This is a genomic window from Actinoplanes sp. ATCC 53533, assembly GCF_003947245.1.
The window spans coordinates 14,171-37,507 of sequence record NZ_QHHV01000105.1; the positions used below are offsets into that span (position 1 = coordinate 14,171).

The window sequence follows — 23,337 nt, forward strand, 5'->3', positions numbered from 1 at the left end:
GGCGGCGGGTGGGGTGGACGGTGCGGTCGCGGCGATCGTCGAGGGCGTCTACCGAACCGGCGGGCAGGGCGCCGATCTGCTGGCGGATGTCGGCGCAGATGGTGTCGTGGTCGGGATCGCCTTTGGCGATCAGTCGGGGCCGGCGCCAGACGGCCTGTTCGCGGATGCGCCGGCAACAGGTTCGCAGGCTCATCGCGGGTCGGCCCAGCTGTTGGTAGATCCGGGCGGTGGTCCAGGCCTTCGGCGTCGTCAGCAGGGCCCGGATCCGCTCGCCGATGCCCGGACTGCCGATGCGTGGGCGTCCGGGGCGGGGCCGGTCCGGGAGTCCGTCTAGGCCTTCGAGGTCGTGGCGGGCGATCCATCGTCGCACCGTTGCCGGGTCGTAGTGCAGCAGAACCGCGATATCGGCGGCGGACATACCGCTGGCCGAGAGCAGGATCATGACCGCGCGGGTCGCGACCCGCCATTGCTGGTGCAGGGCGGTGACGAGTTGGTGGTACTGCTCGTCGGACACGTTGGCGTACACGTGTGCAGGACGCATACTGGTCGTCGGCCTCGTCGTCGGTTCGGGCGTTGTGTGAGAACTCCGATCCAAACCCCGACGAGGCCTTCTACGTGCGCATGTTGATCAATCCGGGCGAGCTACGGACATAACTATCGGCTACCTTCCTAGGCCGCTGATGGCCGCGGATTCGTCTCGCAGCGCCGTGACGTGCAGGGCCGGTCGCCTGCGGTCGCGTGCCTCATGCCGTGAGCCACCCTGACAGACAGGGTGACGCCGATGCTCCCGTCACCGTGTGTTCTATCGAAGGCATCCAACGCACGCTCTTGCCGAAGGGCGGATGCTTGCCAGTACACCCCCCGAATACGATCCACCGGTGACTGACGAGGATCGAATGTTGCCGGCTGCGCTGGAAGAAGCCCACGAACTGGGGTTCTTTGAGGACCACGATGGCCATGATTTCCAGCCGGATGAATCAGCAGCTTTCTGGGCCCGAGCTTCAGGGGGAACGATCGAGACCCAACCGATCGTGTTTCTCGGTTCCGAGGGGGCATTGTGTGTCATCGCCCGGAACCTAGATGACTACCTTTGGCTGCTGGCGAACGGTGTCGGCCCTCTGGAAATGGTCGACGGCCTACACCGCGTTCCGGAACAAATTCCAGCTCTCGTCGCGCTCGCGCGGCGGCATACCGGCACCTCATCGCGTCCTCTCGGGGCGGTGATCAGTGCTGCTGAAGCCGAGCTTCCGGCGTTGACAGCCCTCATCGAATCGGTGACGGGGTAAGCGGACGGACGCGCGCCTGGGAAGCCGTCGCTCTCGGTTCACCCGACGTCCGGATCTGCCGCTATCAGTGGGCACTGACCGCCGTGACGTGATCATGCTTCGTAGTATTGCTCCATGATGCGAAGTCGAGGCGGGCAATCGAGCAGCCTGGTGGCGGGCGTCGACGTGATGCTTGTCGGCCTGTTCTCCGCCAAGGACAAGGAGGTTGACGCGAAGCTCGATCTTCTGGCGGTCTCGGTGGAGGCGCTCGGCGGCCGGGTGGTGGGTCGACACGTCCAGCGTCGGGGCGTCTCGCATGGCGGCGCAAGGAAAATGACCTGGCCGTTCTCTCGACGGACGTTGCTCAGCCCTGGCAAGGTCCGCGAAGTCTCCGACGCGTGCCGGTCAGCCGGGGTCGCTGCGGCCGTTTTCGTCAACCCATTGACCGGGCACCAACAAACCGTCCTTGGCGACATGTTCGGTTGCCCCGTGGTCAGCGGCGACGACCTCATCGAACGCCGCGTCTGAGTGTCATCTGCCGCGGTCGGCGCCAGGCTTAAGGACGTGACCGGAGCCCGCGGTGCCAGCTTAATGCATGTGCCGACGCCGCCGTCGTGCTCGCCGCTGCCCACGTCATCTTCTGCCGCATTGCACGCCACCACTCAAGGAGCCGTTACGGACCCGTCGGCGGGTGGAGCCCGCCCGGGCGGGTCGCGTTGATCGTTGACGGCTCGCATGGCTTCGGCGAGTCGTCGCGCACGCTCTTCGTGCTGGTCGATCTGGTGCTCAACGGCAATAGCGATTTGATCGGGCGGGGTATCCGACCGGCCATGCAGCAGCACGGCTTGGGCCACTTCCTCCGCGTCCTCCGGGTTGAGGGAAAGCTGCCAGCGGCGGATGAACGGGATGAGGGCGCTGACCGCCCGGAACAACTCGTCCTCCGTCGGTGACTCGCTCATCGGGCTCCTCGCTTAGCGGAATTCGATCCTTGGATCGACGAACTCAACTGCTTGATATGCAGGTAATCCTTGGTGATCCACGGCGTGTTTGTGCTGGTGGATCGGGTAGTGAGGGGTGCCTGGATGTCGGTGTGGAGTGGTTTGCGGTTGGTGCGGTCTCGGGACGCGGCCGGTGGTCTGGTCGTGCGGTTCGGGGTCGCGCTGCTGGATGCGTATCTGGAGTTTCTGGCGGTGCGGTCCCGGCCGAACACGGTGGTCGCGGTCGCCTATGACCTGAAGGTGTTCTTCACCGTGGTCGGCAAGGCCCCGGGCCGGGTCGTCGCGGCGGATGTGCTCGCCTTCGTGACCGCGCAGTACGCGGGCGGTCCGGCCCGGCGGTTGCAGGCCGCCGTCGGCGACGCGGGTGGTGTGTCGGCGCGGACGGTCCGGCGCAGGTTGTCGAGCGTGTCCGGGTTGTTCGCGTTCTTGCAGGCACGTGGTGATGTCGAGGCGAACCCGGTGCCCCGCGGCCTGCCGACTCGCCGGGAACGGCAGCGTCCCCGCCAGGGCGTTCCGCTGGTGCGGGTCCCACGCACCCTGCCGCGGATCCTGCAGCCGGTCCAGGTCGATGCCCTGCTCGCGGCATTGCGCACGCACCGGGACCGAGCAATGTGTGAGGCGATGGTGCTGGGCGGGCTGCGCCGCTGCGAGGTCCTCGGGCTGCGCCTGGCCGATCTGCAGGTCGCCGCCCGGCGGGTGTTCATCGCCGAGGGCAAGGGCGGTCATCAACGCCAGATCCCGGTCTCCGGCCGGTTCTTCGCCTCCCTCGTGGCCTACCTTGACCTCGAACGGCCCTCCGAGGCTGACACCGACCGGGTGTTCGTGGTGCTGAAGGGCCCGCGCCGGGGCCGGCCGTTGTCACCGGCCGGGCTGGATCAGATCCTCGACTCCGCCCGGCAGCGGGCTGGTCTGGGCAAGGTGACCTGCCATCAGCTGCGGCATACCTGCCTGACCCGGCTGCGGGAGGCCGGCATGGCTCTGGAAGCCGTCCAGGCCCAAGCCGGTCACACCTCGATCGAGTCCACCCGCATCTATCTGCACCTGGCCGACGACTGGCTGGCCTCGCAATACCGGCGGGCAGCAGAGGCGATCGACGCCCAACTGTTCTCCGGCAAACCGTTGCCCCGCAACGGCTTCGACGTGATCGAGGGTGGACGGTGAACGGCTCGCGGCGGCTACCGGCCTGGGACACCCTCGCCGCCGAGATCCCCGACATGGTGACGCCGATGCGCCGCTACCTCGACCAGTTGGCCTGCATCCTGCGGCCCGGCAGCGTGTCCGGCGCCGACCTGGCCCTACGATCCCTGGCCGGCTTCCTGGTCGAACAGGCGCCCGAAGTCCGCCACATCGCCGACATCCACCGCCGGCACATCGAGGACTTCCGCACCTGGCTGACCGCCCGCACCGGCTACCGCACCGGCCGGCTCACCCCGGCCACCCTCGCCCACCGTCTCGGCACGCTACGGATGTTCTTCGTCCGGATCACCGACTGGGACTGGCCCGAAGCACCCCCAAGGGTCCCGATCATCCCCGCGGACCTGCCCCGGCAAGACCATCCCCTGCCAAAAGCCCTCGACGACCCGTCCGCAGCGAAACTACTACGCGCCGCCCAGGCCGACCCCCGCATGCTCACCCGAGTCGTGGTCGAAGTCCTGCTGCGCACCGGACTACGCGTCGGGGAGTTCACCGCCCTGACCGCTGACGCGATCGTGCTCATCGGCGCCGCGCACTGGCTGCACGTCCCCGTCGGGAAACTCCACACCGACCGCTACCTGCCGCTGCACCCGCACCTGATCACCCTCATCGGCGACTACCGCACCGCCCACGTCGACACCGGCAACCCGCTGCTGCTGCCCCGCGAGAACGGCCGAGCCTTGGACCGGCACACCGTCACCCGGCTGATCAACAAAGCCGGCACCGCCGCCGGCCTGGCCCACATCCACCCGGCACACCCTGGCCACCCAGGCCATCAACCGCGGCATGACCCTCGAAGCCATCGCCGCCCTACTCGGCCACCGCAGCCTCGACATGACCCTGCGCTACGCGAAAATCGCCAACCGTACCGTCGCCGACGAATACTTCGCCGTCACCGCAAAAGTCGAATCCCTTTACCAGCAAGGCAAACCACTACCCGCCGACATCATCGGGCCCCGCATGGCCCGACTCCGCCGTGAACACCACCGGCTACTCGGCAACGGCTACTGCACCCGACCGCCCGAGCTCGACTGCGCGTTCGAGGCCATCTGCGAGACCTGCACCTTCTTCCAGACCAGCATCGCATTCCGGCCCACTCTGCAAGCCCAGCACGACCACGCCGCCGCCCACGACCAACCCCACCGCGCCGACCTGTTCACCCGGCTCCTGGACAGCCTCGACCAACAAGCATCATGATCAACTTGACAAGGATTACCTGCATAATGGCGCGATCCGCGCGCCACGGAGCATCACGGCACCTCCGCATCGGTCGGCTAACGCTCGTGCCGCTGAGGACACGCGCCAGCCAGTCAATGTGCCGCCAGGCTTGGTGTGGACAGTCGGTGGCTCATGATGTTTGCCTGAAGGCGTTCGTGATCAGGCGTCGGTCGCTTCGCGTCAGTTCCCCGTCGAGGCTGCGGTAGGCGTGCGTCCCGAGGCAGATCAATGCGTCGTCAGTGGTGGTCCATTCACAGCTGCGGGCCCAGTATCGAGGGCTGCTGAGTAGCTCGTCGCCTACCTGGTGCGTGTCGGACCTGGCGCCGACGGCGCTGAGTGCCGCCGCCACGATCTCGGTGGCGTCGGCGGGCCGATCGCGGTCGGCGCAGACTGGCAGAAGAAGCAGAAGCCGCTCGGCGGGCGCATGGTCGGGGTCGGGCAGCTGGGCGGCGGCGATCAGCTCGGGCCACGCGAGTGCGGGGCCTCGGAAGTGTCCTTCCAGCGCCGCGAGCGGGATCGCGTTGCCGCCGGTGCCGGGGTCGAGGACGTAGTCAACGCCGCCTTCGTCCGGAAAGTTGCGCATGATGATAAGCATTCGGCTGGCCCCGGCAAGCCGCAGCGAAAACACCGGCCACTCGTGCTCTTCCAGGAATGTTTCGATGACTTCGTTCAGGTCGGCGGGATCTACACCGAAGGTGTGCGGTGCCGATCCGGTGCGTCGATACCTGTCCGGCTCGTCACCTGCCGTGCTGATGACACCGCCGACCGGGGACGCGGTCGGTGGCCCCGCTCCCGGAGCGTCGCAGAAGGGCCAGCGCCGCGGCGGCGCTCGCACTACCGTTGACCGGGTGGGGGATCTTGCGGAAGCCGAGCGGCTCTGGGACCACCTCGGAGAGATCGCCTGCCTCACCTTTGTCAAAGGGGTGGACGAAGCCGAGGCCCTGCGCCGCCTCGGAGCATATCCGGACACCATCGGTGAGAAAGACCCCGACGAACTCCTGGAGGAGTTCGAGAGCGACAACCCCCAGTACGGGTTGGCGGTCGGACTCGGGCCATGGTCGGTGGTCATCGAACCCATGGGCTTCTGCGGCGCCGATAACACCCTGCTCAGGGCGGTCTCAGTAGGCACCGAGGCAGTCGCGGTGCTGCGGCACGACTACGCCTCGGCGGCATTCGCCTATGCCGTCGACGGCGAGCTGATCACCGATTTCGAGCCGAGCTATCCCGACCCCGCGGTGATGCGCGGCGTCGACCCGCAACGCCTGTGGCCGGCGATGCGGGCGGTCGGCTTCCGGCCCCCTGACCAGGACGACGAGCAGACCAGTCAGCCGACCATGGCTATGGCACTACTGCTCACCCAACGGATCACCGGCGTGACGGTACCGCCCCGACCGCTGGACCAACCGCGCCTGTATGCCGAACTCGAGCCGTGGTTCGCCGTCACGCATCACCCCCGTGACCTGCTCACCGCCGACCGGCTCTCCCCCGAGCGGCACGCGGCACCGCTTGTCGCCGCGGTAGAGGCCGCCGACCCGGCGACGCAACGCAGGGTCGCCGTCTCGGAGGTGCACCGTCAGGCCGTCGCGCTCGGCCTGGCCGGCACTCCCGGCCTGGATGACGCACTGAGCGCCGCGACCGCAGGCACAGGCTCCCCGATCACCATCGACTCCCCACTCGGCCACCGGGTCCGCACCTGGCTCGCCGCGGCCCGGAACGCCTCCGAACTCGACCCCGGTGAACGCCAGCACGCATACGCTCTCGGCTGGTTCACCTCCGCCCTGCGCGGCGTTCTGAACCCCGACCCGCGTGCGGCCGCCCTCGCCGCGGCCAAGCCCCTCACCTCCGAGATCCCCGGACTCAGCGACCACGCCCTCCGCGCACAGATGATCGAGGCCTTACGGGCCTAACCCCACGCGACATACGAAAGTGTGCGCATTGTTCTGCCGATGACAATGCGTCCGGGAATTCAGGTGGTGAACTGGTCAGGTCTGTTGGCGATGGAATTCGGCGTGGGCGTGGAATGCCTATTTCGGCTCCCATGGCAGGTCGGAAACGTCGTGCCCCGCCGGCCGCGGGTCAGCACGCGGACGACACCCAGGATCGTGGTGTCGAGGTCGTGGCGGGGTCGTCGTCGTAGGGTGCGAGCGGGAAGCTGGAGCTCATGACGAAGATATTGTCCACATTGCTGGCTAGAGCACCGGCCGCCGGTCTCGACAGGGTCGACAAGCTGGCCAGCGTGGGCAGCCTCGTCATCGGGTTCGCCGGGTTGGCGTTGTCGGCGGCGGCGTTCTGGGTGGCAGTCCGGTCGGGCACCTCCCACTGCCGCGCTTGTCCCGGGTGGGGCTGGGGTGGAAGGTGGGCTCGCCGCCGCCCCTCGATCGGCCATGGCTCATCTGCTGTGGTCAGTCATGGTTCGCGCCGGGCGTCAAGCGCAAAGCTTCACCCGATTCATTGCTTCGTCCATTGGCGTCGTGCAGGCGCGATGCGAATTCGATGAACGCTGCCCGCCATGCTCCGCTGGCGGACCGGCTCCTGCCTGAGGTCCGCGACGCTGGAGGGGAGAAAGATTGTGAAGCGAACAACCTCGGCCGGGGTAGGTCGCGTCCGGGTCGCGCTGGCGGCGGCGGTCGCGACCGTCGCGACGCTGTTCGTCGTGCCGGCGCCGGCCGCGGAGGCGTTTCCGGTGGAAGCCTTCGCGTTCGGTGGCAACTCGCACGCCAGCCTGACCCGCGCCATGTTGACCCGGGCGGTCCTCAACTACTTCGGGATCAGCAACCCGAGTGTGGCGACGCGCCGGGCGATCGACGACATCGTCGCCGCCAATGAGGCCGTCGACGGTGATCAGGTGAGCTCGGCCAAGCACTTCGACGGCGAGAACTTCGGCGGCGGGAAGGCGCTCATCCAAACGCATTTCTCGAACACCGTGGCGTTGCTGCTGATCGGCAACCCGAGCGGTGCTCGACTCAGCTTCGGTGCCGCGCTGCACACCATCCAGGACTTCTACGCGCACAGCAACTGGGTGGAGCTCGGTATCCGCAACCCGACGAGGGCGCTCTGGACGATCGATTCGATTGGAACCGTCGCGGGCCCGCGCGAGGCGACCTGCAACGGCTCGACGCTGACCACCACAAAGCTGACCAGTGGCTACTACGGCGGCGAAGACCGGACACCGCAGATCGCCTCGAAGTGCCGCCACGGCGGGCCGACCGACTTCGGCGCCGGCTCCGGTGGCATCAACAAGGATTTCAACGACACGCTGTTGTCCCCGCACGCCACGTTCCACACCGAGGCGGCCCGCCAGGCCACGGCCGGCAGCCGGCTCTTCCTGGACGACATCAACTTCTCGGTCGGGCAGTTCTTCACCGAGGAACTACTGGCCGTCTAGGTGAACCGACGACGCGGCGCCCGGTCAACGTCGGGCGCCACCCGTCGGGACCTCCGGCGTCACACCTAATCGAGGAAACAACGGCTCTGGGGCCGACATGATCCGAATCGATGTTCGGGTTGATCGGCGGGGATGGATGAAGCCGCGCGCTCCGGCCCCGCACACCGAGGAAAGGACGGAATGGCATGGTCCGAGTTCGACAAAGGGTGCGGATGCGATCGATCGCCGCCGCCACCGCGCTCACTCTCGCCGCGGCGACCTGCCTGGCCATCGCCTCGCCGGCGCACGCCGAGACGTTCCCCATCACGGACTCCTTCGACGACCCCAGCCGGTGGACCTCCGAGGAGATACCGGGTTCCACCAGCACGGACGTGGCCAGCTTCCCGGGGGCCCGCTCCGCCCCGAACATGGCTTACCTGGACTCCTATCCGATCGGCCCGTACGAGGCCAGGATCTTCCGCGCGATCACCCTCAACAATGGCGCGTCCCTGCCGCGTTCATGCACGGCGAGCATCTGGGCCACTTACGCCCAGCAGGTGGATCTGGGGAACGTCAATGTGAACCTCAAGGTTCACAGCGGCGGTCCGACCGGGCAAATCATCTCGGTGATCGGTGCCCAGCACCTCAGGGAGGGCTGGATACAGCGAAACTTCGCCCCGATCCCCTGGCCGGCCAATTCCCGGACCATCACCGTCGAGATCGCCGCCTACCACGGCGTGGCCATGCTCGATGACTTCTCCATCAATTGCAGGTGACGGCCGGCCCTCAGACGGCCGCCGGCGCACCACGCGAATTTCGCCGCCGACCAGCGTCAGCACACCCACGAAAGGACCAAACCGCATGTCTCGACGTCAACGAACCGGGCGGATCCGATGGCTCATCGGCGCCGCCGCCACGCTGACCCTGCTCGGCGCCGGTGTGGTCGCCGCCAACCCGGCCCAAGCCGGGGTTTCAACCGTCAGCGACGGCTTCGAGGGCGGCAACCCCTACCTTTTCTGGAACGTCCGGTACGACCACGGCCGCAGCATCGTCAACCTCATCAATCATGTGAATGCCAACACGGAGTTCGGCGGTCAATGGCTCGCGTGGCTCGAGGCGCCGGGCACCGTACCCGCGCGGATCTCCAGTGATGCGATAGTCCTGCCGGAGCCGTCCGGCGGCCAGGTGACGTGCAGGGCCCAGGCGTGGGCGGCGAAGGCCGGCGACTCGGTGGGATCCCCGCGTGTCCAGATGAGCGTGAACAGCCGCAGCGGGAGCGTGGACACCGTCATCGCCGGCACCACCTACACCCTCACCGACACGGAGTACGGGCGCGCCGAGTTCGCTTTCTGGCCCTACCGGGCCAACGCCAACCTGGTCGTGGACATCTCCGTGACCGGCGGTAGCGCCTATGTCGATGACGTGTCCATCAGGTGCGCCTCGGCAATCGGATAGAAAGGCTCACCTCATGTTCCGACACCTGTTCCGGCGCGAACGGCTGGGGCGCTCCCGCTGGGTCGCCGCCGCCGTGCTCACCCTCACCGCGGTCGCCGGTCTGAGCATCGCCTCCCCGGCGCACGCGGAGGCGTTCCCCATCTCGGACACCTTCGACGACAGCCGCCTGTGGACCATCGAGGAGGTACCGGGTGCCAGCAGCGCGTTCGTGGGGACTCTCGGGGAGGCTCACACCCGCTCCAACGCGGCTTACCTGGACGCCTATCCGCTCGGCCCGGCGGAGGCGAGGGTCTTCCGCGCGATCACCCTCAACAACGGCGCGTCCGTGCCGACCACATGCCAGGCCAGTGTCTGGCTCCGCAATGTTCCGATGCCGGAGAACTTCAACGTCCAGGCGCACCTCAGGGTCCACAGCGGCGGCCCCACCGGGCAGATCATCTCGGTGATCGGCGCGAACATCAACAGTACGGGCTGGACACAGAGAAACTTCGCCGCGATCCCCTGGCCGGGCAACACCAGGACTATCACCGTCGAGATCGCCGCCTACCACGGCGTGGCGATGGCCGACGACCTCACCGTCAGCTGCTGACGGCCGCCGGCGCACCGCACGTGATGTGATCCAGGCCTCCGTCAAGCGGCTGGAGCAGCTTGACGGAAGCCTGGATCACGCAGGGCGGTCATGCGGCCGGCGTGTCCGAATGGGCAGCGCCGGCAGTCCGTATCTTCCTGACGCTGGCCGAGGAACTGCATTTCGGGCGCACCGCGCAGCGCCTGCACCTGTCCACCGCCCGGGTCAGCAGGCGATCAAGAAGCAGGAACGCGCCATCGGCACCCTGCTCTTCGCCCGGAACAACCGAAATGCCCAACTCACGTCGGCCGGTGTGCGGCTGCGCGACGACCTGCGACAGGTCTACCGCGACCTGCGGAACAGCCTGGAAACGGGCCAGGCAGTCTTCCCGGGCCGAAGCCGCCGTGCTGCGCTTGGGCATCCTCGGGTGGAACCTCGACGACCTGCGCCCCCTATTCGACGCCCTGGCCGAGCGCCGCCCGGACAGCGAGGTGCGGATCCGTGTCCTCACCTTCGCTGACCCCTTCGGTCCGTTGCGCGCCGGAGAGCTGGACGCGATGCTCCCGTGGCTGCCCATCCGCGAGCCCGACCTCACCGTTGGCCCCGTCGTGTTCACCGAACCCATCGTGTTGGCGATCTCCACCACCGACCCCCTGGCCCAACAGGACTCGGTCTCCCTGGAGGCCTTCGCCGACCGGACGGTGATCGTCGGCGCCGCGCCGGACTACTGGCGCCACACCCCGGCATCGCCTACCCCCTCATCCGCGACGCACCACTCGCCCGTTTCGCACTTGTCTGGCGCACCGCCGCCGAAACCGATCTCATCCGAACCTTTGCCAGCGTCGTCACCGAGCTGGGCCCGATAGTCCTATGACGTCGGAGCGGCCCTTCCAACCCCGGAGACTCTCTGATGTGCTGATGTCCTACCCAGCGGGCAGGATGGGCGCGGGAGGTACAGATGAGCGACATCGCGGACGTTCCACCCGCCGTTGTGGGCCGGCTCCGGGTGATCTGCGGGGAACTGCCCGAGGCGTACGAGGAGCCGGCGTGGATCGGCCTGCGGTGGCGGATTCGCCGGCGGACGTTCCTGCACGTCTACACCACCGACGAGAGGGGGTCGGCGTACATCGATATAGACGATCCGGCCGTCCTGATGACCTTCCGGGTGCCGCCCGGGGAGTTGGCCGCACTGGCGCATGCCGGCCCTCCGTTCTTCCGGGCCGACTGGGCAATGAATGTCGTGGGAATGGTGCTGGACGACGAGACGGACTGGGTCGAGGTTGCCGAGCTGGTGACGGACAGCTATCGCGTGCAGGCGCCCCGCCGCCTCGCGCTCCGGCTGAAGGCAGGTGGATGAACCGTCGGCTACCTCCCCACGTTGCCGCTTATCCCGGAAGGTCATTCAGAAGTACGCCTTCTGGCCGTCGGTGAGTTCTCCGCCGCGTGGCTTGCGGTCCGGGGTGATCATGCCGATGCCCCGGTAGCCGCCGTCGCCGGTCATGCCCGGCCCGCCTGGCGTGTAGTGGCCCGACAACCGTTCGGCCAGGCCGGAGACGAAGAACGCCGCCGCGTCGCGGCGGGCGCCGGGGACGGGATCGCCCACGTCCGCGACCCGCCCGTCCAGATCCGCGACCGTCCATTGCCGGGACGCGCTTTCACTCGGTTCGGGTATCGGCCTCGAGCACGGTGAGGTCGCGCACCGCGTACCGGTGATGCTCGGCCTCTTCCTTGAACACGACGCTGAGGCAGCGGCGCACGACGTAGTCCTTGTCCGGGTAAAAATCGGCCGGCTTACGACCACATACCCGATCGAGCTCGGCCTCGGTGAGCCCGTCGACGACCCGGCGCATCGTGGCCATGCGGGCGAGCCGCGGCGCGAGCACCTCGCCAAGCGTCGGGGTCGCATCGAGGGTGAGCCCAAGCTTCGCCGACGCTTCCGCGGCCGGGATCCCACCACCAGGAAGGCCCAACGGGTGACACGGCGCATCCTCCTCGAGCACGGCGTTACCGATCCAAGCATCGCCGGCCATCAACAGATGCCGCTGCGTCTCGACGAACGACCACTCGCCGTCGACCCGCTCATGCAACTTCGCCTCGGATAGGCGCCCGGCGCGATCGAGCGTCTCCTCCCACTGCTTCTCGATGGCATCCCAAGCGGCCCGGTACTCGGCGACGGACGCGGCCTCACGGGCCAACACCCGGTTGGGATGCAACCGGTCGAGCTCGGCCTCGACATAGGCAGTCACGTCGACGTCATTGACAACCACACGCTCGAAGCCGCCACCGAGGGAAACAGCACCCCCATAGCAGTCCACGATCTTCAGGCCGGTGACGTCGCAATCGCGAATCTCGAGGCCGGAGAGGTCGCACAGGTGGATGCGGCCACCACGGAACTGGTCACTTTGGGTGTACTCAGCAGGCATCGGCACAGCTTCCGGATCCGTCCCGCCCCCGCGAGTGGATGGCACAACGTGAGGGTTGCGTGTTGCGTCGGGGTGGGAGAGTGCGGGATCGAGCATCTTGGCGAGTGCTCGACGATCGATCTTGCCCGCGCGGTTGAGAGGCATCTCGTCCAGCCAGACGTAGACGCGTGGAATCATCGGCGCGGGTAGCCAATTACCCAGTTGGCTCGTGATCAGCTCGTCGGGTCGCCGTTCGCCGACCAGATAGGCGACGATGGCCGCGCCGCCCGGGGTGTCCTCGCGCAACAGTGCTGCCGCGTCGACCACGCCTCGGCATGCGCGCAGGTTGTGCTCGACCTCGCCGATCTCAACCCGGTACCCACTGATCTTGATCTGGTCGTCGATTCGGCCGACGTACACGTAGTTCCCGTCCGGCTGAAGCCGAACGTTGTCCCCGGTGGCGTACATGCGCTCGCCGGGCCTCTCGGCGAACGGGTCCGGGAGGAACGAGGCCGCCGTGCGGCCGGGATGGCCGAGATAGCCTCTGGCAAGACCGGCGCCGGCCAGGTACATCTGGCCGGTGTCGCCGGCCGGGACGGGGTTCAGCTCCTCGTCGAGGACATAGGTTCGCACGTTGCGGATCGGGCGCCCGATGGGGACCCACTGCGGGGTCGAGGCGTCGCAGGGATACCACGTCGCGGCCACCGAGGCCTCGGTCGGGCCGTAGCCGTTGTGGACGACCAGCGAGTCGTTGCTGCCCAGGTCCGGCCCGTCGAGTTGGGACCCGCCGGTGATGACCAGGCGCACGCCGGCCGCGGCCAGCCGGGGAAGCAGGGACGTCCCGTACGGCCCGAGCACCGCGGCCGGGACTTCCAGCGCGGTCACGCCGAGCGCGCGGACGGTGCGCAGGATGCGGTTGGCGGGCAGGTCGCCGCCGTCGGCGATGGCGACGCAGGCGCCGAAGCAGAGCGGCATCAGGCAGTCGTGCATGGTGCTGTCCACGGTGAGCGCGGTCGTCCACAGCATCACGTCGTCGGTCCTGATCAGGTCGATGTCCTCGAACGAGGCGATGATCAGGTTCAGGATGCCTTCGTGCGGCACGCCGACGATCTTGGGCCGTCCGGTCGAGCCCGACGTGGTGAGCGCGTATGCCAGGTCGAGCGGCCTCGGCGAGGGGAGCTCCGTGGCGGCGAGGCTGTCGTGGCCCGTCTGCGGGCCGGTTACGTCAATGAGCTGGGCGTCGGGCAGCCAGTCGACCGGCGCGGTAGCAAGGACGCGTCCGCAGCCGACGTCGTCGAGCACCCGGCGATTGCGCAGCGGCGGATCGTCGGGGCTCATCGGCAGACACGCCGCGCCGCTTCGCAGGATGGCGACGATGCCGATCAACGCGGCCGGGCAGTGCCGCGCGATGAGACCGACGATCGGTCCGGCGTCGTCGGCCACCAGCTGCCGCGCGAGTCGCGCCGACAGCCGATCGAGCTCGGCATAGGTCCACGAGCGTGCCGAGGTCCGGATGGCCGTGGCCGCCGGCCGGTCGCGAAACTGGCGCTCCAGGAGATCGACCAGGGTCCGTGCACCCGCGGTCCGGGCCGACCGTCGAGAATCCTGCACCGCAAGCACCACCTATCGACTAAGTTTGGTCGCCCAGCGACCAGCGGATCGCATCGGGGAGCATCGACTCCCACGCCGCGTAGGTGTGGCCGCCTTCCCCGATCGCGCTTCGTACGACATGTCCGTCGGCCGCGAGCTCGTCGGCTGTGCGTTCGGTCGCTTCCACCAAGCTGAGTCCGTCGTCGAGGATGATGTCCTTCTCCTCCCGGCTCGCGGACAGGAAGAACCGCGACCCGCCTCTCGACCGGTCGGGCCTCGCCGGGCCGAGCCGATGTTCGCTCAGCGGGCCGGAGATGGCCACGGCGCCGTGGAAGCGATCCGGCCGGCGCAGCGCGGAGCGGATCGCCGTGACCGCCCCCAGACTCGCGCCCACCGCGACGGCGCGGCCGACCGGCCGGTTCCCGAGCCAGGTGCGCAGGTAGGGGAGCAACTCGTCGGCGAGCGCGTCGACGATCCCGTCGTCGAGGAGCTCGCTGCGGCGGGTCGACCACTCGCTCGGACTCAGGAATATCGCCGCGGTGGTGGGGATCCGATCCTGGAGGGAGAGCCGGTCCAGAATCGCCGGCAGGCGCATGATCTCCACGAACTCGGAGCCGTCGAGGACGAGCAGCAACGGGAGGTCGGCATTCTTCCGGAGCGGGTTCTCGGTGGAGATGAACAGATCCACGCGTCGGCAGCCGGCGAGCTTCTCGCCGCGCCAGGTTCGCTGGACGAGCCGGTCCTCACGCGAGGCCACGCTGAGGTCGGGCAGGCTCTCACGCAGGATCGCGGCCGCGTAGCTCGCAGGCGTCCGATATTCCAGCATCAGCTGCAACGGCACCTCGCGGCCGAGTTCGCGGCGGACCGTCGCGGTCGCGCGCGGCACCAGCAGGGAGTGCCCGCCCTGGGCGAAGAAGTCGTCGGAGGCCGACAGCGGCCTGCCGAGCACGGCGGACCATGCCGCGACGACCCGTGCCTCGAGCCCGGTCGCGGGCGGCAGGTCCACTCCGGCGCGCGTGGTGGCGGTGGTGACCGGTGGCAGCGCGGCGCGGTCGAGCTTGTTGTGCGCGGTCAGGGCGAATCGGGGGATCGTGACGAAGTGGTCCGGGCGCATGTACGCGGGCAGTGTTTCGCGGAGCATGTCGCGCAGCGCCCCCACGTCCACCGACCTGGCCGCCACGATGTAGGCGACCAGCGCGGGGCCGGTCGCCAGGGTGGCCCGGACGACCGCCGCCGCGGTGATGTCGGGATGGCGCAGCAGGGCGTGTTCGACCTCGCTGGTCTCGATCCGGAAACCACGGATCTTGACCTGGTGGTCGGTGCGGCCGAGGAAGTCGATGGCTCCGTTCGGCAGGTAGCGGCCCAGGTCTCCGGTGCGGTACATGCGCGACCCGGGCGGCCCGAACGGATCGGGAACAAACGACGCCGCGGTCAGGCCGGGGCGGGAATGGTACCCCCTGGCCAATCCGTCGCCAGCCAGGAAGATCTCGCCGCGCACGCCGACCGAGACCGGCTGGAGGTCCTCGTCGAGGATGTAGGCACTCGTGTGTGGGATGGGGCGGCCGATCGGAACTCTGCCCGACCACGGCCCGCCTTCGAACACGGTGGCCAGCACCGTGCACTCGGTCGGACCGTACGACGCCACGACCCGGCAGCCGGGTAGGAGTCCCTCCACCAGGGCGAAGCTCCTCGGGTTGACAACGTCGCCGCCGACGACGAGCTGGCGCAGCCCGGACAGGATGTGCGGGTCCTGCTCGACGAGGATGTCGAGCTGCGGAGAGACCAGCTTGAGCGTGGTGACCTGGTGTTCGCACAGGACATCCCGCAGACCGTCGAGGAGGGACCCGGGATCGGCGACCACCACCCGGCCGCCGTGGGCCAGCGGTGCCCATTCGAGCACGGCGACATCGAATGTCAGCGGACCGGTCTGGAGAAACACCGATCCCGGGCCTACCTCGAGATAGTGCGGTGCGCCTTCCACCAGTCGGCTCAGGGCTCGATGTGAGATCGCCACCGACTTGGGGTTTCCGGTCGATCCGGATGTCGATATCAGGTAGGCCAGACTGTCCGGAGCCGGGAGAGTCGGAAGATTGTCGGTGGCGTATCCGGTCAGGTCCGGGCTGCCGTCACCGATGGTGAGAACCGGCGTCTCCATCGAGGGCAGGCGGGCCAGCAGCGGTGAGCCGACGATCATCAAGACGACGGCGGCATCCGACATCAGGAGGCGGATCCGATCGGCTGGGAAGTCGGGGTCGACGGGCAGGTACGGTGCGCCACATTTGGCCAGCGCGAGCAGCACCACGAATCGTTCGACGGTGCGTTCCAGGCAGACGCCGACCACCTTCTCCGGTCCGACGCCCAGGGTTAGCAGGTGTCGGGCCAGCCGGTTCGCGCGTTCGTTCAGCTGCCCGTAGGACAGCGGGCCGCCGTCGCCGACCACCGCCGGCGCGTCCGGCGTGCGGTCGGCCCGGGTCTGCAGACGTTCGACAACGGTGGTGCCGGACGCCGGAGTCCGATCGTTGCCGCGCCGCAGCAGCGTGCGGTCGGCCCGGGTGAGCAGGTCGAAGTCGCGCATCGGCGCGTCCGGCGTCGCCACGCCCTGTTCGAGCGTGCGGATGTAGCGGTCCGCGAGCGTGACGATCGTGGCCCGGTTGAACAGTGCGGTCGGGTACACGAAGGTCGCCCGCAGCCGCCCCTCAACGATCCGAGTGGTGAGCGAGAGGTCGAACCTGGCAGTCACCGGCAGGTCGGGTTCCCACCACACCGGCGCGTCTGGATCCTCGGCCAGGTCATCCCGGTCGCCGGCGTGATTCACGACGACGTCGAAGATCGGATTCCGGTGCGCCTCCGACCCGGCGTTGAGCGCACCCACGATCTGCTCGAGCCGCGCGTCCTGGTGCGCGTCCGCGGCCATCCAGGCGTCCCGGGTTCGGGTGATCGCCTCGCGAAAGGTCAGCTCCGTCGTGGTCAGGTCGACCCGCAGGATCATGGTGTTGATGAAGAACCCGATCAGATCTCGCAGGTCCGGGTGTGTCCGGTCGGACACGATGGCGCCGATGACGACGTCGGACTGGCCGCAGAAGGCCCGGAGCGTCGCGACGAACGCGGCACTGACCACCATCGCCGGGCTCGCGCGCGTACGCCAGGCCAGGGCGGTCATGGCCGCCGTGGCCTCCCTCGGCAGCTCGAGGACGACCGTCTCGCCGACCGCGTCGAACGCCGTGGGCCGAGGCAGATCCAGGGGCAGTTCCAACGGTTCGTAGCCGGCCAGCGCCTCGGTCCAGTAGTTCAGCTGGGATCGGAGCAGGTCGTCGGTCAGGAAGTCGCGCTGCCACCTGGCGTAGTCGCCGTACTGGACGGGCAGCCCCGGAAGGCGCGGTGTCCTGGCCGTCAAGGCCGCCTCGTACAGCTCGAACAGATCCCTGGCGAAGACGTCCATCGACCACCTGTCGGTGATGATGTGGTGCATCGTCACCAACAGGCCGGGCCCGTCGACCAACTCCGCGGCCACCGCTCGAAACAGCGGAGGCCGCGCCAGGTCGAAGGGCCGCACGGCAGCCTGTTCGACGGCTTCCTGCCAGTCGGGGCCGGCCCAGACGAGCGGGATCTCGACATGGTCGACGATCTCCTGGGTGACCGCCCCGCCCGGCGACATGAGGAACTTCGTCCGCAGGATCTCATGGCGCCGCACCAGGGCGGCGAGGGCGGCGAGCAACGCCTCGCGGTTCACCTCCGCCGGAAACCGCCAGCCACAGCTGATGTGGTACTGGTCGTGCGACGAGTCCAGTTGGCGCAGCCACCACATTCGCTCCTGTCCCGCCGACAACGGGAATTCGCTCGCCGTGCTGTCGCGAAACGGTGGGATCGGGTTCCTCGGGCGCGACTGGCGTGCCGGCATTGCTACCCCCGAACTCGTGCCTGTTTGCGCGAACTCTCAACCGCCGCGGATATCGTGCTGATGCTGCGGAAGGTCGCCTCCTTGAGCGCCTCCTCCGGCAGCTCGATCTCGAACGTGTCCTCGATGGACAACATCAGACCCAGGCAGGTCAGGGATGTCATGCCCAAGCTCCAGAGATTATCGTCAGGGCGAAGATCCTGGCTGTACCCATTCAGGTTGAGCTGCTTCGTCACGAGGCTGCGAACGGTGTCCGCGACAGATGGTTGATAAGCGGGCATTGCTACCGCGTCCCGGGGTTGCCGGTTGTGGCCCCAGCCGGTTGGGCCACGTCGCCGTCGCCCTTGAAGGTACGCAGATAGCGCGCGATACGACGTGCACCATGCAGGTTCCCCTGTGCGTACCAGAGAATGTCGGGGCCCAGGCCGTAATCGACGCCGAGTTGCTCATAGGTCTGCACGGCCATGTTCCGGTAGTAGTCGGTGAGCTGCGAGGTCGTCATCTGCGGTGCGGCCTGCGCGCCGGTCTCGAACCAGGCGGCGAGGCTGTGTGTGACATATTCATCGATCGACCATTCTACGGTCCTGGTCGCCACTGGCTTGCGCATCGGCTGGAAAATCGAGTCGATGATTCCGGACTTTCCCTGCAGTTCATTGGCGACGTGCTCGGCCAGCAGGGGCGCACAGTGGAAGCCGTCACGGTAGGTGCCCGTCATCAGATACAGGCCCGAGGGTGGCATCCAGCCGACCAACGGGAATCCGTCGAGCGTGACGGGGCGGTTGCCGGTGCACCATTTCGTGACCTCGTGGGTGGCTGCCCGCTCGTCGAGCTGGTGCATCGAGTACTGGGCCAAGAAGCGGACGTCGGCCATCCAGGTGACACTGGAGATGGTGTTCACCAAGCGGTTGGTCGCGCCGTAGTACTCCAGCCCGCCGCCTTGCGGCACCACGTGCAGACCGCAGGCGAAACCGCGATTCGGCGTCCGAACCACGCTGGTGAACGGTTCACCCCCCGTCCGCTTGGCGATCATCGCGAAGCCGAGCCCCGGAAAGGTCGGCACCAGATCGGGTACGTCGAACACGGTTCGCACCAGCGACTCACTGTGGATGCCGGCGGCCACGACGACAGCGCCGGCTTCGATGAGATGGCCGTCGTCCAGCTCGACCGCGGTCACCGCCTCGTCGCTGCCGACCAGCCTCTTTACCGTCTGATCGAGAAGGAACGCTCCGCCATGCCGCAATCGGCGTTCCAGCGACGCCAGCACCCCGCGAGCATCCACGGCCCCCTCCGTCGGCAGATGAATGGCACGCAATGCGCGCGACTCCGTCCGGGGGTTGTAACCGGGGATGTCGGTCGGGTCGACCTCCTTCCACGGCTTCTCGTACTGGTCGAGGGCGTCGATTATCGCGGCGAAGTTCACCGTGTCCAATTCGGCTCCGACGGAGTTCAGGATGATGTGCGATTCCGTCGTTGTCTGCAGCGGCCGGTCGGATGGCGCGAACTCATCGAGCCGCCGCAGCGTCTCGGGCCATTTGTCATGGGCGGATATGCCGAGCTCGAACCTCGTCCGCGCGGCGTCGGTCCGCAGCGATTCGGTCGTGGTCTCACCGAAACAGCCGAGCATCGCACCGGCCGCCTGGCTGGCGCCCGTGTCGCGATGGCTCGGACCCACTACCACCACTGATCCGACCTGGCGCCCGATCAACTCGTCAGCAAGAAACATGCCGAGCGCGCCGTTGCCGATGATCACCACATCAGCCTTGGTCGGCCTCTTGGCGCCAGCGGCGAATACGAGATCAGACGACCTCATGGTCGGATTGGACACCCCGGGCTCCTCAGATTTGGATGATGTCACTCGGCGCGTGATCAGAAGTCGAAGATGTAGAGGCCGAAGTTCCGGTCGGAGACCAGGACGTAGTTCTTCTCACCGATCTTGTGGACTTTGACGCCCCAGAAGTCGATGCCGGGCTCGCGGAAGGCGCCGACCTCCCGCAGGCCATCGCTGCCGTAGCTCAGCACCCGGAGGCCACCGGCGAAGAAGGTCACGTACACCAGCCGGCGATCGGGGTCGATCGCCACGTGCGACGCCGAGAAGTCGCCGAAACCGGTGGCGTACCTCGGGTCCTGTGACTCGGGGATGGCGTACGTGTCGATCTGGGTGACCGAGCCGGTGCCGCTGCCCGGGATGTCCGTCTTGTACAGCCGGAGGTAGCCCCAGCCTACGAACTCCGACTTGACATCGGTCGCGCAGATCTCTGGATTAGCCGGTGTCGGGGTGTGGCCGGCGGTCTCCTCGGTTACGTCGGGCACGCCGAGAAGCCGCAGACCCGTCAGGCGGTTGACGAACATCAGCGGGATCGTTCCCCTGGCCGCCGTGGGGAACTGCTGCATAGCGTCCGGCCCCTGGTGGTTGAAGATGATGCCAGCGCTGTAGCCGGCCGCGGTGATGGCATCCAGCTTCTCCTGGAACGCGCATCCCGGGGCCGACCCGCCGGTCAGGATCGAGGCGTCACGCTCGATGAGCGCGATCCCGCGCCCGGGCGGCACGGTGCCGGGGCAGCCGGAGCCGACAAAGGTGGGCGTACCAGAGATGGGGTGGTCGGCATTGACCGGCGCCGAACCCGAGCTCCAGGCCGCGACGTACTCGGTGCCGGCGTGCGGGCCCGATGTGATCGTGCCGAAAAGGCGATAGGCTTCGATGTTCTCGTCGGCGCCCACCAGATACTCGGCGTCGGGCGAGAGGTCGTGATGGTTGGCGTTGCCCTCCGGCCAGATCTGTTGCCCGCGCTTGGCACGCTCCTCGTCGAATTCGGCGTACTCGGTCCGGGCAATCAGCGAGACGTTGCCCGGCGTCGGGTCGGTGACGTCGAGCAGCACGTACCCGCCATCCCAGTAAGTCGCGGTCATGACGTACCGGTCGCCGACCCGGCGTACGTCGACGGCGTGCCCGAACACCGAGATGAGGCCCTTCGAAGGGTCTCCGGTCACATGGAACGGTGCAATCCTCAGGTCAAGGGCGTTGACCATCACCGGGTTACGGGGATCAGTGATCTCCATGATGACGATGTCGGTGGTGGGCTTGTCGGTGACGAAACTGACGTAGGTGCGGCTGGTGGAGCTGTCCGTCCAGGCGCAGGTGTAGTACGCCGCCAGGGCCTGGTCCGCCGGCTCATTGTGCGAATCCGTGTAGTCGCCGGCGTGGGCGGCGAGGAGCTGGGCATTCTCTGGGTCGGAAACGTCCCAGATGCTGATGCCACCCCGCTGGCGCGGCTCGGTCGGATCGGGTGCATCGGCCAGGATGTAGTGTTCGTGGGGGTGGATGAACAGCGCACCACTGAAGTACTCGTTGGCGATCTCGATCACGCACGGACCCTCGCCGACGTAGTTGCCATTCGTGGTCTCGATGAACGCGCTCTCGACCTCGAAGGGCGCTTTCGGGTCGCTGATGTTCATGACGTAGGCGCCTGTCCGCACACACGTCGGATGCCGGTATACCGTGAGGAACGCGTAATCGCCGTAGGCGGCCACGTCCGCGATGTGACGCGCGAGGCCCGCACCCGACGGGTTGGTGACCGTGGCCTTACCCACCAGCGTCACCCCGTACGAGACGGACGGCAGGTGCCCGTCAAGCTCCCGAGCGCGCCAGACGAAGCCCTCGCCCTGGACCACATCCGTGCCGGTCATGTGTGCCCTCCCATGTGTGCCTCCCGACCACGCGTGCCGTCCAACCACGCGTGCCGTCCAACGGAAGGATGCCGTCGGCGGCCGGGGCTGTCCCGTCGCCGGTTCACGTGACTGCGATGCCCCGGGTGGCGCGGCCTAAGGTCCATCTCAAATAGAGGGCGAATCGGGAGACGGACGCGTGGACATCGGTACGCTCGCGACGCTCGTCCTCGCTATTCTCGTGATCATTGTGGTGGCCCGGCTGCTCGGGCTCCTGTGCCGGCGGTTCGGGCAGCCGGAGGTGATCGGCGAGATCGTCGGTGGCATCCTGCTCGGTCCGACCCTGTTCCACGGCGCGATCACCAGTGAGCTGTTCCCGACCGACATCCGCCCGGCGCTCAAGATGCTGGCGACCGTCGGGATCTGCGTCTTCATGTTCCTCGTGGGGCTGCACCTGGCCGACGGCGGCCTGCGCGGGCAGGGCCGAATCGCCGTCGCGCTGTCGCTCGGCTCGATGGTCGTGCCGTTCGTGCTCGGCACCCTGTTCGCGATCGGCATCGTCGGCGACCGGACCGGCCGGACCGCGGTTCTCTTCTGCCTCTTCGTCGGTACGGCGATGTCGGTCACCGCGTTTCCCGTCCTGGCCCGGATCCTGACCGACCGCGACCTGATCGACACTCCCATCGGCGGGTTGGCGCTCGCTACGGCCGCGGTCGGTGACGTCATCGCCTGGTCGATGCTCACGGTCCTGGTCGCCCTCTCTCACGGAAGCACGCTGCCGTGGCAGGTGCTGCTGGTCCTGCCCTTCGTGGCGATCCTCGTCGGGGTGGTGCGACCGCTGCTGGCCAAGCTGGCGGAGCGCACCCCCCGGACCCCGGTACGGAGCCGGGGGGCCAGGGCGAGCCTCGATGCCGGACTGGCGATCGCGATCGCCGCAGCCCTGGTGCTGTCGTGCGCGGCGACCTCGTGGATGGGGCTGCACGAGATCTTCGGTGCCTTCCTGCTCGGTGCGGTCATGCCCCGGACGGGCGCGGCTGCCCTGCGCGCGTACGTGCTGCCGTGGATCGAGCGCATCGACCGAGTGGTGTTGCTGCCCCTGTTCTTCGTGGTCGCCGGTTTCGCGGTCAACCTGTCCGGGATGGACTGGCGGGAGGTGGGCCTGCTGCTGGTGATCCTGCTGGTCGCCATCGGCGGCAAGATGGCCGGCGTCTTCGGGGCCGCTCGGCTGTGCCGGGTGTCCGTTCGGCACAGCGCCGGGCTCGCCCTGCTGATCAACACTCGCGGGCTCACGGAGCTGATCGTGCTGGCGGTCGGCCTTCAAATCGGCCTGCTGGACCAGCGGCTGTACTCGCTGATGGTCATCATGGCGTTGGTCACCACGTTGATGCCGGGCCTGCTGCTGTCCTTCGTCTACCCGAAGCAGGCGACACGGGAGCGCGAGTCCCGGCCAGTCACACCACTGCTGGAAAGAAAGTCGATGCCATGAATCCGTCCGTTGCGGAGGAGGTCGATGCCATGAACCCGTTCGACGACCAGGAGGGCCGATTCCTGGTGCTCGTCAACGACGAGGAGCAGCACTCGCTGTGGCCGAGCCGCCGGGCGGTACCCGCCGGCTGGCGGATCGGGTACGGCGAGGACAGCCGGCAGGCGTGTCTGGACTACGTCGAGCAGCACTGGACCGACCTGCGTCCGCTAAGCGTGCGCTGAGCGGACCCCGCGCCGCCC

Annotated in this window: 22 protein-coding genes and 2 pseudogenes; 14 read left to right on the plus strand and 10 right to left on the minus strand. The window is 67.9% G+C overall.

All coding sequences use genetic code 11. From position 1 onward, the window contains the following. Positions 1-34: 34 nt before the first annotated feature. Positions 35-541: pseudogene (locus DMB66_RS64215) on the minus strand (transposase); the annotation flags it as partial. Positions 542-878: 337 nt separating this feature from the next. On the opposite strand from DMB66_RS64215, the gene DMB66_RS31135 reads away from it, so the two are divergent. Together DMB66_RS31135 and DMB66_RS31140 are read left to right on the plus strand one after the other, a co-directional pair. Beyond that, entirely contained in the window at positions 879-1,286 is a 408-nt protein-coding gene (locus tag DMB66_RS31135) for a hypothetical protein (RefSeq protein ID WP_125807685.1), read from the plus strand. A 114-nt stretch (positions 1,287-1,400) separates the two neighbouring features. Next, entirely contained in the window at positions 1,401-1,793 is a 393-nt protein-coding gene (locus DMB66_RS31140; RefSeq protein ID WP_199752715.1) for a hypothetical protein, read from the plus strand. A 134-nt stretch (positions 1,794-1,927) separates the two neighbouring features. On the opposite strand, the gene DMB66_RS31145 is transcribed toward DMB66_RS31140, so the two are convergent. Beyond that, positions 1,928-2,224, minus strand: a complete 297-nt coding sequence (locus DMB66_RS31145) for a hypothetical protein (RefSeq protein ID WP_125807686.1) — start codon at positions 2,222-2,224, stop codon at positions 1,928-1,930. Between the two features lie 150 nt (positions 2,225-2,374). Between DMB66_RS31145 and DMB66_RS31150 the strand changes: the two genes are divergently transcribed. The 3 genes and pseudogenes from DMB66_RS31150 (at position 2,375) to DMB66_RS31160 (ending at position 4,654) form a co-directional block, all read left to right on the plus strand. Beyond that, positions 2,375-3,424, plus strand: a complete 1,050-nt coding sequence (locus DMB66_RS31150) for a tyrosine-type recombinase/integrase (protein WP_199752716.1) — start codon at positions 2,375-2,377, stop codon at positions 3,422-3,424. A gap of 464 nt (positions 3,425-3,888) precedes the next feature. Continuing rightward, positions 3,889-4,258: pseudogene (locus tag DMB66_RS66080) on the plus strand (tyrosine-type recombinase/integrase); the annotation flags it as partial. A gap of 159 nt (positions 4,259-4,417) precedes the next feature. Continuing rightward, on the plus strand, positions 4,418-4,654 hold the full coding sequence (locus tag DMB66_RS31160) for a hypothetical protein (protein WP_125807689.1): 237 nt from the start codon (positions 4,418-4,420) through the stop codon (positions 4,652-4,654). Between the two features lie 151 nt (positions 4,655-4,805). On the opposite strand, the gene DMB66_RS31165 is transcribed toward DMB66_RS31160, so the two are convergent. Continuing rightward, positions 4,806-5,510: a hypothetical protein gene (locus tag DMB66_RS31165; protein WP_125807690.1), complete on the minus strand. Its 705-nt coding sequence runs from the start codon at positions 5,508-5,510 to the stop codon at positions 4,806-4,808. Between the two features lie 13 nt (positions 5,511-5,523). On the opposite strand from DMB66_RS31165, the gene DMB66_RS61510 reads away from it, so the two are divergent. Beyond that, positions 5,524-6,582: a DUF6461 domain-containing protein gene (locus DMB66_RS61510; RefSeq protein ID WP_158647425.1), complete on the plus strand. Its 1,059-nt coding sequence runs from the start codon at positions 5,524-5,526 to the stop codon at positions 6,580-6,582. A 169-nt stretch (positions 6,583-6,751) separates the two neighbouring features. On the opposite strand, the gene DMB66_RS31175 is transcribed toward DMB66_RS61510, so the two are convergent. Beyond that, positions 6,752-6,988: a hypothetical protein gene (locus DMB66_RS31175; RefSeq protein WP_125807691.1), complete on the minus strand. Its 237-nt coding sequence runs from the start codon at positions 6,986-6,988 to the stop codon at positions 6,752-6,754. Between the two features lie 256 nt (positions 6,989-7,244). Between DMB66_RS31175 and DMB66_RS31180 the strand changes: the two genes are divergently transcribed. From DMB66_RS31180 to DMB66_RS31205, 6 genes are all read left to right on the plus strand, one after another. Then, positions 7,245-8,060 (plus strand): hypothetical protein, encoded by an 816-nt coding sequence (locus DMB66_RS31180; protein ID WP_125807692.1) that lies wholly within the window; start codon positions 7,245-7,247, stop codon positions 8,058-8,060. A gap of 212 nt (positions 8,061-8,272) precedes the next feature. Then, positions 8,273-8,815 carry a hypothetical protein gene (locus DMB66_RS31185; RefSeq protein WP_125807693.1) on the plus strand — a complete coding sequence of 181 codons (543 nt, stop codon included), beginning with the start codon at positions 8,273-8,275 and terminating at the stop codon, positions 8,813-8,815. An 85-nt stretch (positions 8,816-8,900) separates the two neighbouring features. Further along, complete coding sequence (locus DMB66_RS31190; RefSeq protein WP_125807694.1) at positions 8,901-9,494, plus strand: hypothetical protein; 594 nt, start codon at positions 8,901-8,903, stop codon at positions 9,492-9,494. A gap of 13 nt (positions 9,495-9,507) precedes the next feature. Further along, positions 9,508-10,083, plus strand: coding sequence for a hypothetical protein (locus DMB66_RS31195; protein ID WP_125807695.1), 576 nt, complete (start codon positions 9,508-9,510; stop codon positions 10,081-10,083). Between the two features lie 59 nt (positions 10,084-10,142). Next, complete coding sequence (locus DMB66_RS31200; protein WP_199752717.1) at positions 10,143-10,928, plus strand: LysR substrate-binding domain-containing protein; 786 nt, start codon at positions 10,143-10,145, stop codon at positions 10,926-10,928. A 92-nt stretch (positions 10,929-11,020) separates the two neighbouring features. Then, positions 11,021-11,419, plus strand: coding sequence for an MmcQ/YjbR family DNA-binding protein (locus DMB66_RS31205; RefSeq protein WP_125807696.1), 399 nt, complete (start codon positions 11,021-11,023; stop codon positions 11,417-11,419). A gap of 45 nt (positions 11,420-11,464) precedes the next feature. On the opposite strand, the gene DMB66_RS62835 is transcribed toward DMB66_RS31205, so the two are convergent. The 6 genes from DMB66_RS62835 to DMB66_RS31230 are packed head-to-tail and all read right to left on the minus strand — an operon-like array spanning position 11,465 to position 21,633. Beyond that, positions 11,465-11,665: a hypothetical protein gene (locus tag DMB66_RS62835; RefSeq protein WP_199752725.1), complete on the minus strand. Its 201-nt coding sequence runs from the start codon at positions 11,663-11,665 to the stop codon at positions 11,465-11,467. Between the two features lie 52 nt (positions 11,666-11,717). Continuing rightward, positions 11,718-14,087 (minus strand): amino acid adenylation domain-containing protein, encoded by a 2,370-nt coding sequence (locus tag DMB66_RS31210; RefSeq protein ID WP_125807697.1) that lies wholly within the window; start codon positions 14,085-14,087, stop codon positions 11,718-11,720. 7 nt (positions 14,088-14,094) lie between these two features. After that, positions 14,095-17,952 carry a non-ribosomal peptide synthetase gene (locus DMB66_RS31215; RefSeq protein ID WP_125807698.1) on the minus strand — a complete coding sequence of 1,286 codons (3,858 nt, stop codon included), beginning with the start codon at positions 17,950-17,952 and terminating at the stop codon, positions 14,095-14,097. Positions 17,953-17,954: 2 nt separating this feature from the next. Next, positions 17,955-18,230: a phosphopantetheine-binding protein gene (locus DMB66_RS31220; protein WP_125807699.1), complete on the minus strand. Its 276-nt coding sequence runs from the start codon at positions 18,228-18,230 to the stop codon at positions 17,955-17,957. Between the two features lie 2 nt (positions 18,231-18,232). Then, positions 18,233-19,774, minus strand: a complete 1,542-nt coding sequence (locus DMB66_RS31225) for an FAD-binding oxidoreductase (RefSeq protein WP_125807700.1) — start codon at positions 19,772-19,774, stop codon at positions 18,233-18,235. 41 nt (positions 19,775-19,815) lie between these two features. Next, positions 19,816-21,633, minus strand: a complete 1,818-nt coding sequence (locus tag DMB66_RS31230) for a PA domain-containing protein (protein WP_125807701.1) — start codon at positions 21,631-21,633, stop codon at positions 19,816-19,818. A gap of 178 nt (positions 21,634-21,811) precedes the next feature. Here DMB66_RS31230 and DMB66_RS31235 point away from each other — a divergent pair, with 178 nt between their 5' ends. Together DMB66_RS31235 and DMB66_RS31240 are read left to right on the plus strand one after the other, a co-directional pair. Next, positions 21,812-23,098, plus strand: a complete 1,287-nt coding sequence (locus DMB66_RS31235; protein ID WP_125807702.1) for a cation:proton antiporter — start codon at positions 21,812-21,814, stop codon at positions 23,096-23,098. Continuing rightward, on the plus strand, positions 23,095-23,319 hold the full coding sequence (locus DMB66_RS31240; RefSeq protein WP_233624976.1) for an MbtH family protein: 225 nt from the start codon (positions 23,095-23,097) through the stop codon (positions 23,317-23,319). The genes DMB66_RS31235 and DMB66_RS31240 overlap by 4 nt, the downstream gene beginning before the upstream one ends. The last annotated feature ends 18 nt before the right edge of the window (positions 23,320-23,337 follow it).